This is a genomic window from Kitasatospora sp. NBC_00070 (assembly GCF_045041205.1).
In the GTDB taxonomy this organism is placed as follows: Bacteria; Actinomycetota; Actinomycetes; order Streptomycetales; family Streptomycetaceae; genus Kitasatospora.
Genome location: NZ_CP108247.1, coordinates 6,537,988 through 6,550,372, shown reverse-complemented (window position 1 = coordinate 6,550,372; position 12,385 = coordinate 6,537,988). Strand labels below are relative to the sequence as shown.

At 71.2% G+C, this 12,385-nt stretch carries 12 protein-coding genes; all 12 read right to left on the bottom strand.

Annotated features, from left to right (window positions below; genetic code table 11):
* Window positions 1–65: 65 nt before the first annotated feature.
* A complete protein-coding gene (locus OHV05_RS29765; protein WP_405020418.1) occupies window positions 66–893 on the bottom strand; it encodes a MetQ/NlpA family ABC transporter substrate-binding protein in 828 nt (275 codons plus the stop codon).
* A gap of 101 nt (window positions 894–994) precedes the next feature.
* Window positions 995–1,732 (bottom strand): methionine ABC transporter permease, encoded by a 738-nt coding sequence (locus OHV05_RS29760; protein ID WP_405020417.1) that lies wholly within the window; start codon window positions 1,730–1,732, stop codon window positions 995–997.
* Window positions 1,729–2,754 carry a methionine ABC transporter ATP-binding protein gene (locus OHV05_RS29755; protein WP_405020416.1) on the bottom strand — a complete coding sequence of 342 codons (1,026 nt, stop codon included), beginning with the start codon at window positions 2,752–2,754 and terminating at the stop codon, window positions 1,729–1,731. The genes OHV05_RS29760 and OHV05_RS29755 overlap by 4 nt, the downstream gene beginning before the upstream one ends.
* A gap of 386 nt (window positions 2,755–3,140) precedes the next feature.
* Complete coding sequence (locus OHV05_RS29750; protein ID WP_405020415.1) at window positions 3,141–3,635, bottom strand: GNAT family N-acetyltransferase; 495 nt, start codon at window positions 3,633–3,635, stop codon at window positions 3,141–3,143.
* Window positions 3,636–3,888: 253 nt separating this feature from the next.
* Window positions 3,889–4,176, bottom strand: coding sequence for a hypothetical protein (locus tag OHV05_RS29745; RefSeq protein ID WP_403031646.1), 288 nt, complete (start codon window positions 4,174–4,176; stop codon window positions 3,889–3,891).
* Window positions 4,177–4,229: 53 nt separating this feature from the next.
* A complete protein-coding gene (gene argH / locus OHV05_RS29740; RefSeq protein ID WP_405020414.1) occupies window positions 4,230–5,654 on the bottom strand; it encodes an argininosuccinate lyase in 1,425 nt (474 codons plus the stop codon).
* A 78-nt stretch (window positions 5,655–5,732) separates the two neighbouring features.
* The gene (locus tag OHV05_RS29735; RefSeq protein ID WP_405020413.1) at window positions 5,733–6,926 is read right to left on the bottom strand and encodes an argininosuccinate synthase; all 1,194 of its coding nucleotides are present in this window, start codon (window positions 6,924–6,926) and stop codon (window positions 5,733–5,735) included.
* A gap of 392 nt (window positions 6,927–7,318) precedes the next feature.
* Window positions 7,319–7,867: an arginine repressor gene (locus OHV05_RS29730; protein ID WP_057241209.1), complete on the bottom strand. Its 549-nt coding sequence runs from the start codon at window positions 7,865–7,867 to the stop codon at window positions 7,319–7,321.
* 24 nt (window positions 7,868–7,891) lie between these two features.
* Window positions 7,892–9,085, bottom strand: coding sequence for an acetylornithine transaminase (locus tag OHV05_RS29725; protein ID WP_405020412.1), 1,194 nt, complete (start codon window positions 9,083–9,085; stop codon window positions 7,892–7,894).
* The gene (argB, locus tag OHV05_RS29720; protein ID WP_403031659.1) at window positions 9,082–10,014 is read right to left on the bottom strand and encodes an acetylglutamate kinase; all 933 of its coding nucleotides are present in this window, start codon (window positions 10,012–10,014) and stop codon (window positions 9,082–9,084) included. Before argB ends, OHV05_RS29725 begins: the two co-directional genes overlap by 4 nt.
* A gap of 13 nt (window positions 10,015–10,027) precedes the next feature.
* Window positions 10,028–11,179, bottom strand: a complete 1,152-nt coding sequence (gene argJ / locus OHV05_RS29715; RefSeq protein ID WP_405021574.1) for a bifunctional glutamate N-acetyltransferase/amino-acid acetyltransferase ArgJ — start codon at window positions 11,177–11,179, stop codon at window positions 10,028–10,030.
* A 14-nt stretch (window positions 11,180–11,193) separates the two neighbouring features.
* Complete coding sequence (argC, locus tag OHV05_RS29710) at window positions 11,194–12,222, bottom strand: N-acetyl-gamma-glutamyl-phosphate reductase (RefSeq protein ID WP_405020411.1); 1,029 nt, start codon at window positions 12,220–12,222, stop codon at window positions 11,194–11,196.
* Between the last annotated feature and the right edge of the window lie 163 nt (window positions 12,223–12,385).

Sequence of the window (12,385 nt, the reverse complement as noted above, 5' to 3'; positions counted from 1 at the left end):
GCAAACGACGTGATGGCACCCCCGCCCGCCGGCGAGGGTGCCATCACGAACCGTCAGCTGCCCGCTCAGAAAGCCGGGATGACCGAACCGTTGAAGGTGGTGTTGATGTACTCCTTGACCTTGTCGGAGTGCAGCAGCTCGGCGAGCTTCTTCACCCGGGGGTCGTTCTCCTTGCCCTTCTTGACGGCCAGGATGTTGGCGTACGGGTTGCCCGCGGCCTTCTCCAGCAGGATCGCGTCGGTGGCGGGCTTGAGGCTGGCCTCCAACGCGTAGTTGCCGTTGATCACGGCGGCGTCCAGGTCGGGGAGCGAGCGGGGCAGCTGGGCGGCCTCCAGCTCCTTCCACTTCAGGTTCTTCGGGTTGCTGACCACGTCGGCCGGGGTGGCGGCGGTGCCCACGCCGTCCTTGAGCTTGATCACGTTGTTGTCGGCGAGCAGCTTGAGCGCCCGGCCCTCGTTGGTGACGTCGTTGGGCAGGCCGACCGTGGCGCCGTTGGCCAGCTCGGTGACCGACTTCACCTTCTTGGAGTACAGGCCGAGGGGCTCCAGGTGCACGGTCTCGACCGAGACGATGTCGGTGCCCTGCTTCTTGTTGAAGTCCTCGAGGTACGGCACGTGCTGGAAGTAGTTGGCGTCGGCCGAGCCGTCCTGGACGGCGGTGTTCGGGGTCACGTAGTCGGTGACCACCTTGACCTCGAGCTTGAGCCCGGCCGCGTCGGCCAGGTTCTTCTTGACGTAGTCCAGGATCTGCGCGTGCGGGGTCGGGCTCGCGACAACCGTGAGCGCGGCGTCCGGGCTGGAGCCGGACGAGGAGCTGTCGCTGCTGCAGGCGGTGAGCGACAGGGCGAGCCCGGCGGTGGCGAGGACGCTGGTGAACTTCAGGACGTTACGCACGAAAAGTGCCTTTCTCCATGGAACGGACGGTCGGCCGGATCGCTTCTGGCGATCCGCCGGCCAGGTCTCGCGGCCGGCCCCGGGTCGGGCCGGCCGCGTGGTCAGTGCGGAAGGACGAGCTCCTCGTCCTTCTCGGCGGGGGTGTCGCGCGAGCGCAGCAGGCGGGTGGTCCCCCCGGACCCGCCGCGGTTGGTCAGCCGGCGGACGATCAGGTCACCGGCCAGCTGGATGACCGTCACGATGACGGCCAGTTCGGCGACGATCACCCACATGAAGCCGGTCTCGAAGCGCAGGTAGCCGTAGTTGATGGCGAGGAAGCCGAGGCCGCCACCGCCGACCGTGCCGGCCATCGCGGAGAACCCGATCAGGGCGATGATCGTGGTGACCACGGAGGAGACCAGCGAGGGCAGCGACTCGGGGAGCAGCACCTTGCGGACGGAGGTCCAGGTCCCGCCGCCCATCGCGTGCACGGCCTCCAGCAGGCCACCGTCGACCTCGCGGACGGAGGTCTCCACCAGCCGGGCGAAGAACGGGATGGCGCCGACGGTCAGCGGCACGGTGGCCGCCTCCCAGCCGATGGTGGTGCCCGCCACGGCCCGGGTGAAGGACTGCAGGGCGACCATGATGATGATGAACGGCATCGAGCGGCCGAGGTTGACGACGGCTCCGACCACCCGGTTGACCGGGGCGTTCTGCAGTGCGCCACCCTTGTCGGTGAGCACCAGCAGCAGGCCGAGCGGCAGCCCGAGCAGCACGGTGACGACGGTGGCGACGCCGACCATCTGGAAGGTCTCCCAGGTGGCGGGCCACATCAGGTCCTGCATCTGATCCCAGGTCATGCCGCTGCCCCGCCCTTCTCGTCGAGCACGTCCACCTGCAGGCCCTGCTCGCGCAGGAAGCCGATCGGCACCACGTTGTCGCGGTGCCCGCCGGGCAGTTCGACCCGCATCCGGCCGACCATCCGGCCGCCGATGGTCTCCACCGCGGCGCCCAGGATGTTGATGTCGATCTGGTAGGTGCGGGCCAGCTGGGAGACGAACGGCCGGGCCGAGGTGTCGCCCTGGAAGGTGATCTCCAGCACCGTGTTGCCGGGGTGGCCGTGGCCGAACTCGCCGAGCGGGAAGAGCTCGCGGGCCAGCTCGGAGTTCTCGGTGGCCAGCAGGTCGGTCAGCTTCCCGGCCTCGACCACCCGGCCCCCGCGCATCAGCGCGGCGGAGTCGCAGACGGACTTGATGACGTCCATCTCATGGGTGATCAGCAGCACGGTCAGGCCGAGCTGCCGGTTGAGGTCGCGCAGCAGGGCGAGGATCGAGCGGGTGGTCTCCGGGTCGAGCGCCGAGGTGGCCTCGTCCGAGAGCAGCACCTTGGGGTCGCCGGCCAGCGCCCGGGCGATGCCGACCCGCTGCTTCTGGCCGCCGGAGAGCTGGCCGGGGTAGGCGCGGGCCTTGTCGCCCAGGCCGACCAGTTCGAGCAGCTCCCCGGCCTTGCGGCGGCGCTGGGTGCGGTCCAGGCCGATGATCTCCAGCGGGAGCTCGACGTTCTGCTGCACGGTGCGCGAGGCCAGCAGGTTGAAGTGCTGGAAGACCATGCCGATCCGGCGGCGGGCGGCCCGGAGTTCGGCGCCCGCGCGCTGCTCGGTGCCGGGCAGCGCGGTGAGGTCGACGCCGTCCACGGTGACCGTGCCGGAGCTGGGGCGCTCCAGCATGTTGACGCAGCGGATCAGGGTGGACTTGCCGGCGCCGCTGGTGCCGACGACTCCGTAGACCTCGCCCTCGCGCACGTGCAGGTCCACCCCGGCCAGGGCGGAGACCTCGCGGCCTCGGGTTCGGTAGACCTTGGTCAGGTCCTTGGTGGTGATCACGGCTGCTTCCGTTGGTCGGGGGCGGACGACGGCATGCGGAGGCACACCTCTGAGGGAGGATCAGGTCCGGCCATGCTTCGATCGTGGCCGCTGGGCGGCGGGGGCGCGCGTGGGCGTGACCCTTACGAGTCACGGCACGGGGTGCGCGGGAAGAGGGGCGAGAGCCCTCAGAAGCGACACATTCGACAACAACACATGCAGCGCGCTCCGGCCGGCGTGCCGCCGGTGGGGGTGCAGGTCGTCGTCGTGGTCATGGGTGAAAGTAAATCAGACATATGGACACGGTCCCAATTATCAGGAACACCGGTCCGAAATACGGACACGACACAGGCGTACCAACGCAAAGAGCACCCGACCGGTCATCAGGTCGGGTGCTCTCCGCACGTTCAGGCCGCGGCCGCGACCGCCGCCCGCTTCTCCAGCGTGACGATGCTCAGGCTCCGGCTGACCTCGCGGACCTCGGTCTGCCGGTAGCCGTGCCGGGCGTACAGCCGCAGGTTGCCCAGACTGCGGTGGCCGGTGAACAGCTCGAAGGAGCTGACCGGGCCCTCGGCGCTGAGCTGCCGCTCGACCGCGTCCAGCAGCCGGCCGCCCAGGCCGTGCCGCTGCATCCGGGGGTGCACCACCAGGCGGTGGACGTGCGCCGTGCCGTGCTCGTCCACGGAGCCGCGGACGGTGCCGACGATCTCCTCGCCGAGCCGGGCCACCAGGACGTGGCGCTCGGCCAGCTCCGCGCGCAGGTGCTCCAGGGTCTGGGTCAGGGGCTCGATGGCCCAGTCGCCGTACAGTTCGGCCTCGGACTGGTAGCCGAGGTACTGGAGCTTGAGGATCTGCTCCGCGTCCTCTTCGTTCGCCACCGAGATGTTCACGCTCATGCCCATGTGCTGGGGCCTCCCCATCGTTAGTTCCCGGTGCGCGGGGTGAGGGTGGCACACCGGTTGCCCTGCGAAGGATTCCCGGCCGGGGATCTGCCCTGACCGGGGGTGGCGCAGTCGTGCCCCGACTGTCCTCGGGGTCGGATCTGCGCGCCTGCCCAGTATCCGGCCGCTTGAGGGAGCGTCAAGGGCACGTTCGCCAGCGCTCTACCCACCGTCCGGCCTCCGGCAACCTTCCGGCCGCCGGACGTGGCGAGCGTCACTCCGGCCGTTCGGTGTGCAGGAGGGCGCGCAGGCAGGCGAGGCAGCGTGAGCGGGTGGGTCCGATACTGCCGCGCGGCAGGCCGAGCCGCTCGGCGAGTTGGCGGTAGGTCAGCTCGGGGGCCTCGGCGAGGGCGGTCATCAGTTCGGGGCAGCGGCCGGGCAGGCGGGCCAGTGCGCGGCGCACCGCGCGTTCCCGGGCGGCGGTCAGCACCTGCTCCTCGGCGGACGGGACCACCCACTCCGTTCGGGTGAGGACGGGGCGCAGTTCGGCGTAACGGATCACACCCGGAGAACGACGAGGGGACGCCCGTGGGCGTCCCCTCGATCAGGCGAAACTCAGTTCTGCGCCCACTCCTGCTGGACCGCCAGGTCGGCCTTCAGTTCGGCCAGCTGGACCGCGACGGCGGACGGGGCGGTGCCGCCCCGGCCGTCCCGGGAGGCGATCGAACCGTGCACGGTGAGCACCGAGCGGACCTCGGGGGTCAGGTGCGCGGAGATCTCGGCGAACTGCTGGTCGGTCAGGTCGGAGAGCTCGATGCCCCGAGCCTCGCAGAACTTGACGCAGGCGCCGGCCACCTCGTGCGCGACCCGGAACGGGACGCCCTGCCGGACCAGCCACTCGGCGATGTCGGTGGCCAGCGAGAAGCCGGCCGGGGCCAGCTCCTCCAGCCGCTCCCGGTGGACCGTCAGGGTGGCCATCATGCCGGTGAAGGCGGGCAGCAGGACCTCGAGGGTGTCGCAGGAGTCGAAGACCGGCTCCTTGTCCTCCTGGAGGTCCCGGTTGTACGCCAGCGGGAGCGCCTTGAGGGTGGCCAGCAGGCCGGTCAGGTTGCCGATCAGGCGGCCGGACTTGCCCCGGGCCAGCTCGGCGATGTCCGGGTTCTTCTTCTGCGGCATGATCGATGACCCGGTGGAGAAGGCGTCGTGCAGCGTGATGAAGCCGAACTCCTTGGTGTTCCAGATGATCACCTCCTCGGCGATCCGGGACAGGTTGATCCCGATCATCGAGGTGACGAAGGCGAACTCGGCGACGAAGTCCCGCGAGGCGGTGCCGTCGATCGAGTTGCCCACCGAGCCGCGCTCGAAGCCCAGCTCGGCGGCGACCGCCTCCGGGTCCAGGCCGAGCGAGGAGCCGGCCAGTGCACCGGAGCCGTACGGCGAGACGGCCGTCCGGGTGTCCCACTGGCGCAGCCGCTCGGCGTCCCGGCCGAGGGCCTGGACGTGGGCGAGCACGTGGTGGGCGAACAGCACCGGCTGGGCGTGCTGGAGGTGGGTGCGGCCCGGCATCGCGGTGTCGGGGTGCGCCTCGGCCAGGCCGACCAGCGCGTGCTGGAGGTCGAGCAGCAGACCGCCGATGATCTTCGCGTGGTCCCGCAGGTACATCCGGAACAGGGTGGCGATCTGGTCGTTCCGCGACCGGCCCGCGCGGAGCTTGCCGCCGAGGTCCGGGCCGAGCCGCTCCAGCAGGCCGCGCTCCAGCGCGGTGTGCACGTCCTCGTCGGCGACCGTGCCGGTGAAGGCACCTGACGCCACGTCGGCCAGCAGCGCGTCCAGGCCGCCGAGCATGCCGGTCAGCTCGTCCTCGCTGAGCAGCCCGGCCTTGTGCAGCACCCGGGCGTGCGCCTTCGAGCCCGCGATGTCGTACGGGGCCAGCCGCCAGTCGAAGTGCACGGAGGCGGACAGCCTGGCCAGCGCCTCGGAGGGGCCGTCGGCGAAGCGCGCGCCCCAGAGGCGGACGTCGGCGTTCTGATCGGCGGTCATCGCGTGGGCTCCTTCTGCGGGTTCGGATAGTGCGAGGCCCCGGCCGCCCTGGGCGGCCGGGGCTGGGTACAGCGGGGATCAGGCCAGGTCGCGGCGGGCGGCGATCTTCGAGGACAGGCCGAAGATCTCGATGAAGCCCTTGGACATGGACTGGTCGAAGGTGTCGCCGGTGTCGTAGGTGGCGAGGTTGAAGTCGTACAGCGACCGGTCCGACTTCCGGCCGTTCACGACGGCGCGGCCGCCGTGCAGGACCATCCGGATCTCGCCGGAGACGACCTGGTTGGCCTCGTTCAGGAAGCCGTCCAGCGCGCGCTTGAGCGGGGAGAACCACAGGCCGTCGTAGACCAGCTCGGCCCAGCGCTGCTCGACCTGCCGCTTGTAGCGGGCCAGCTCGCGCTCGACGGTGACGTTCTCCAGCGCCTGGTGCGCGGTGATCAGCGCGATCGCGCCGGGGGCCTCGTAGATCTCCCGGGACTTGATGCCGACCAGGCGGTCCTCGACCATGTCGAGCCGGCCGACGCCCTGGGCGCCCGCCCGCTTGTTGAGCTCCTCGATCGCCTGCAGCACCGAGACCTTGCGGCCGTCGACGGCCACCGGCACGCCGGCCTCGAAGGTGATGACGACCTCGTCCGCCTCACGCGGGGTGGCCGGGTTCTGGGTGTACTCGTAGACGTCCTCGATCGGGGCGTTCCAGATGTCCTCCAGGAAGCCGGTCTCGACGGCGCGACCGAAGACGTTCTGGTCGATCGAGTACGGGTTCTTCTTGGTGGTCACGATCGGGAGGTTCTTCGCCTCGGCGAAGGCGATCGCCTTGTCCCGGGTCATCGCGTAGTCGCGGACCGGGGCGATGCACTTCAGCTCGGGGGCCAGCGACTGGATGCCGACCTCGAACCGGACCTGGTCGTTGCCCTTGCCGGTGCAGCCGTGGGCGACCGTGGTGGCGCCGTGCTTCTTGGCGGCGGCGACCAGGTGCTTGACGATGGCCGGCCGGGACAGCGCCGAGACCAGCGGGTACTGGCCCTGGTAGAGGGCGTTGGCCTTGAGGGCCGGGAGGCAGTACTCGTCCGCGAACTCGTCGCGGGCGTCGGCGACCTCGGCCGCGACGGCGCCGCAGTCCAGCGCGCGCTGGCGGATCGCCTCGAGGTCCTCGCCGCCCTGGCCGACGTCGACGGCGACGGCGATGACCTCGGCGCCGGTCTCCTCGGCGATCCAGCCGATGCAGACGGACGTGTCCAGACCGCCCGAGTAGGCGAGTACGACGCGCTCGGTCACGGCTTTCTCCTTCACAACAGTGCGAACAGGGTTACGACGACAGGCATAAGTATGCACTACGCCGTATGAAACTCAAAACACGGGGGTCGCCTGCGGCGGGCTTCGAGGGCGGCAGGCCGCCTGCGGCGAGCCTTCGGAAGGGTCGCGCACGGCGGGCTTCGGGGCGAGAGCCGCCTGCGGCGGGCTTATCAGGGGATTCGAGGGTGGAGCCGCCTGCGGCGGGCTTCGAGGGCGGCAGGCCGCCTGCGGCGAGCCTTCGGAAGGGTCGCGCACGGCGGGCTTCGGGGCGAGAGCCGTCTGCGGCGGGCTTTTCAGGGGATTCGACGGTGGAGCCGCCTGCGGCGGGCTGGTCTGGGCGGGGGCCGGGGCCGGAGCCGCCTGCGGCGGGGTGCCTACTGGGCCTTGGCCTGGGCCAGTTGCATCAGGTGGTCGGCCAGGGCCTGGCCGCCGAACGGGTCACGGCTGATCAGCAGGACGGTGTCGTCGCCGGCGATGGTGCCGATGATCTCGAAGACCTCGGCCTGGTCGATCGCCGAGGCGAGGAACTGGGCGGCACCCGGCGGGGTCCGGAGCACCACCAGGTTGCCGGAGGCGGTGGCGGACACCATCAGCTCGCCCGCGAGCCGGGCCATCCGGCCCTCGGTGGCGGACTCCCCCATCGGGGCGCGCGGGGTGCGGTCCCCGCCCTCGGCCGGGACGGCGTAGATGAGCGCGCCGTCCCGGTTCCGGATCTTCACCGCGCCCAGCTCGTCCAGGTCCCGGGAGAGGGTGGCCTGGGTGACCACCAGTCCGTCGTCGGCGAGCAGCTTGGCCAGCTGGCTCTGCGAGCGGACGGGCTGACGGGTCAACAGGTCCACGATCCGCCGGTGCCGTGCGGTGCGGGTCTGCGGGACCTGCGACGTCGGCCCGGCGGCGGGCTGGTCGGGGTTGGGTGCGGTCATGTCGAGGATTCTCCCGGAGTTCGCTCAGACGTTCGCGTCGGGGGCGACGCTGTTCAGGATCTCCGGAAGCGCGGCCAGGAAGCGGTCCGCCTCCTGCTCGGTGAGCACCAGCGGGGGAGCCAGCCGGACGGCGTCCGACACGGCGGCGTTGACCAGGAACCCGGCCTGCTGGGCGGCCGCCTGGACCTGGCCGGCCACCGGCGCGGTGAGCACGATGCCCAGCAGCAGGCCCGCGCCCCGGACGTGGTCGACCAGCGGGGAGCCGATCGCCTCGATGCCGGTGCGCAGCTGCTCGCCGACCTTCTGCACGTGCGCCAGCAGCCCGTCGGCGACGATCGTGTCCAGCACCGCCAGACCCGCCGCCGCCACCACCGGGTTGCCGCCGAAGGTGGTGCCGTGGTGCCCGGCGTGGAACAGCTCGGCGGCCTCCCCGAAGGCCACTGCGGCGCCGATCGGCAGACCCCCGCCGAGGCCCTTGGCCAGCGTGACGACGTCCGGCTCGACGCCCTCGTACGCCTGGTGGGCGAACCAGTGGCCGGTCCGGCCGATGCCGGTCTGCACCTCGTCCAGCACCAGCAGGGTGCCGGTGGCCCGGGTGATCTCCCGAGCCGCCGTCAGATAGCCCTCGGGCAGCGGGATCGCGCCGTTCTCGCCCTGGATCGGCTCCAGGAAGACGGCGGCGGTCTCGGTGGTGACGGCCGCCCGGAGCGCCTCGATGTCGCCGAACGGCACGTACGTGACGTCCCCAGGCAGCGGGACGAACGGGGTCTGCTTGGCGGGCTGGGCGGTGAGCGCCAGGGCGCCCATGGTCCGGCCGTGGAAGCTGCCCTGGAGCGAGACCAGGTGGGTCCGGCCGGTCAGCCGGCTGATCTTGAGGGCGGCCTCGTTGGCCTCGGCGCCGGAGTTGCAGAAGAACACCCGGCCGCCCTCGCGGTCGAACAGGTCCAGCAGCCGCTCGGCCAGCCGGACGGTCGGCTCGGCGATGAACAGGTTGGAGACGTGGCCGAGCTGTCCGATCTGCGCGGTCACCGCCTCGATCACGGCCGGGTGGGCGGTGCCGAGCGCGTTCACCGCGATCCCGCCGACCAGGTCCAGGTACTCCTTGCCGTCGGCGTCCCAGAAGGTCGAACCGGCGCCCCGCACCAGCGGGATCCGGGGGGTGCCGTAGTTGTCCATCAGCGTGTGCTGCCACCGCTGGGTGAGCTGGTCGTTCGTCATGCCAGGCCCCCCAGGACCGTCGTCTCGTCGTCCGGCACCACCATGGTGCCGATGCCCTCGTCGGTGAAGATCTCCAGCAGCAGGCTGTGCTGCACCCTGCCGTCCAGCACACGGGCGGTGCCGACGCCGGAGCGGACCGCGTTCAGGCAGCCCTCCATCTTCGGCAGCATGCCGCTAGCCAGGGTCGGCAGCAGCTCCTCCAGCTCGGTGGTGCCGAGCTGGCTGATCACGTCGTCGGAGTTCGGCCAGTCCGCGTACAGGCCCTCGACGTCGGTGAGCACCACCAGCATCTCGGCGCCCAGCGCGACCGCCAGGGCGGATGCGGCGGTGTCCGCGTTGATGTTGTACACGTGGCCGTCGGTGCCGCGCGCGATCGAGGAGATGACCGGGATCCGGCCGTCCCCGATCAGCGCCTTCACGGCGCCCGCCTCGATGTTGACGATGTCTCCGACCAGGCCGATGTCGACCTGCTCGCCGTCCACCACGGCGTACCGCTTCACGGCGGTCATGGTGTGCGCGTCCTCACCGGTCATCCCGACCGCGAACGGGCCGTGCTCGTTCAGCAGCCCGACCAGCTCGCGCTGGACCTGACCCGCCAGCACCATCCGCACCACGTCCATGGTCTCGGGGGTGGTGACCCGCAGGCCGTTGGTGAAGGAGGACTCCAGGCCGAGCTTGCCGAGCTGGGCGCTGATCTGCGGACCGCCGCCGTGCACCACCACCGGGTGCAGACCGGCGTAGCGCAGGAAGACCACGTCCTGGGCGAAGGCCGCCTTCAGCGACTCGTCGACCATGGCGTTGCCACCGAACTTGATCACCACGGTCTTGCCGTGGAAGCGCTCCAGCCAGGGCAGCGCCTCGATCAGGGTCAGTGCCTTGGGCAACGCGGTGTTGTTACGGGCCTGTTCGCCCTTGGGTGCGATCTTCACGGGGTCCCCCGGCTCAGGTGGAGTAGGCGCTGTTCTCGTGCACGTAGTCGGCGGTGAGGTCGTTGGTCCAGACCGTGGCCGCCGCGTCGCCGGCCCGCAGGTCGGCGGTGATGACCACCTCGCGGCCGGTCATGTCGACCAGGTCCCGGTCCTCGCCGACGCTGCCGTCCTTGCAGACCCAGACGCCGTTGATCGCCACGTTCAACAGGTCGGGGTCGAAGGCCGCGTCGGTGGTGCCGATCGCGGCCAGCACCCGGCCCCAGTTCGGGTCCTCGCCGTGCAGGGCGCACTTGAGCAGGTTGTTCCGGGAGATCACCCGGGCCACCTGGACGGCCTCCTGCTCGGTGGCGGCGCCGGTCACGTCGATCCGGATGTCCTTGCTGGCGCCCTCGGCGTCGCCGATCAGCTGGCGGGCCAGGTCGGCGCAGACGGTGGCCACCGCGGCGGCGAACTCGTCCTGCTCCGGGACGAGTTCGGAGGCGCCCGAGGCGAGCAGCAGCACCGTGTCGTTGGTGGACATGCAGCCGTCCGAGTCGATCCGGTCGAAGGTGGTGTTCGTCGCGCTGCGCAGCGCGACGTCCAGACCCTCGGCGGTGACGTCGGCATCGGTGGTCAGCACCACCAGCATGGTGGCCAGGCCGGGGGCGAGCATGCCCGCGCCCTTGGCCATCCCGCCGACCGTCCAGCCGTTCTTCGTCACCTGTGCGGTCTTGTGCACGGTGTCGGTGGTCTTGATGGCGATCGCGGCGGCCTCGCCGCCGTCGGCGGAGAGCGCCTTGGCGGCCTGCTCGACGCCGGGCAGCAGCAGGTCCATCGGCAGCCGGAGCCCGATCAGGCCGGTGGAGGCGACCGCCACCTCGCCCGCGTTCAGCTCCAGCTCGGCGGCCACCTTCTCGGCGGTGGCGTGGGTGTCCTGGAAGCCCAGCGGACCGGTACAGGCGTTGGCGCCACCGGAGTTGAGCACCACGGCGGAGATCCGCCCGCCCTTGACCACCTGCTCCGACCAGCGCACGGGGGCGGCCTTGACCCGGTTGGAGGTGAAGACGCCGGCGGCGGCGTTGGACGGGCCCTCGTTGACCACCAGGGCCAGGTCGGGGGTGCCGCTGGCCTTGATGCCGGCGGTGACGCCGGCGGCGCGGAAGCCCTTGGCCGCCGTCACGCCAATGCTCTGGGGGTTCGTCACGGTGCGACTCCGTTCAGCGGGAGGCCCAGCTCTTCCGGCAGGCCGAGGGCGATGTTCATGCTCTGCACCGCGCCACCGGCGGTGCCCTTCACCAGGTTGTCGATCGCGCTGATCGCGATGATCCGGCCCGCGTGCTCGTCCAGGGCGACCTGGACCAGCGCGGCGTTCGAGCCGTAGACCGAGCTGGTCTGCGGCCACTGGCCGGCCGGCAGCAGCCGGACGAACGGCTCGCCCGCGAAGGCGCGCTCGTACGCGGCGCGCAGGCTCTCGGCGGTCACGCCGGGCTTGGCCTTGGCGCTGCAGGTGGCCAGGATGCCGCGCGGCATCGGCGCCAGCGTGGGGGTGAACGAGACGGTGATCTGCTCGCCCGCGACCGGGCCGAGGTTCTGCGCCATCTCGGGCGTGTGGCGGTGCCCGCCTCCGACGCCGTACGGGCTCATCGAGCCCATCACCTCGCTGCCGAGCAGGTGCGCCTTGGCCGCCTTGCCCGCGCCGGAGGTGCCGGACGCGGCCACGATCACGGCCTCCGGCTCGGCCAGCTTCGCGGCGTACGCCGGGAACAGCGCGAGCGAGACGGCGGTCGGGTAGCAGCCGGGGACGGCGATCCGCTTGGTCCCCTTGAGCGCGGCCCGGTGGCCGGGCAGCTCGGGCAGGCCGTACGGCCAGGTGCCGGCGTGCGGGGAGCCGTAGAACTTCTCCCAGACCGCCGCGTCCTTGAGCCGGAAGTCCGCCCCGCAGTCCACCACCAGCACCTCGTCGCCGAGCGCCTCGGCCACGGCGGCCGACTGGCCGTGCGGCAGCCCGAGGAAGACGATGTCGTGCCCGGCCAGCACCTCCGGCGTGGTGGGCTCCAGCACCCGGTCGGCCAGCGGCAGCAGGTGCGGCTGGAGCTCCCCGAATCTGGTCCCGGCATTCGACCCGCCGGTCAGCGCCCCGATCTCGATCTCCGGATGCCCGAGCAACAGACGCAGCACCTCCCCGCCCGCATACCCACTGGCGCCGGCGACGGCGACTCGCAATGCCATGATGATCCCTCCTAGGACTCGGCATGAATATACGCATCACGGAACATTCATGCAAGAAGTCCCCGCGGCCCACCCTGGGCGCCCAATCCGGTCGGCAGCGTGCCACAGCCTGCCACCCGACACCCGGGACCGCGCACCTCTCCATCAGGTCGCACCCCGCCCC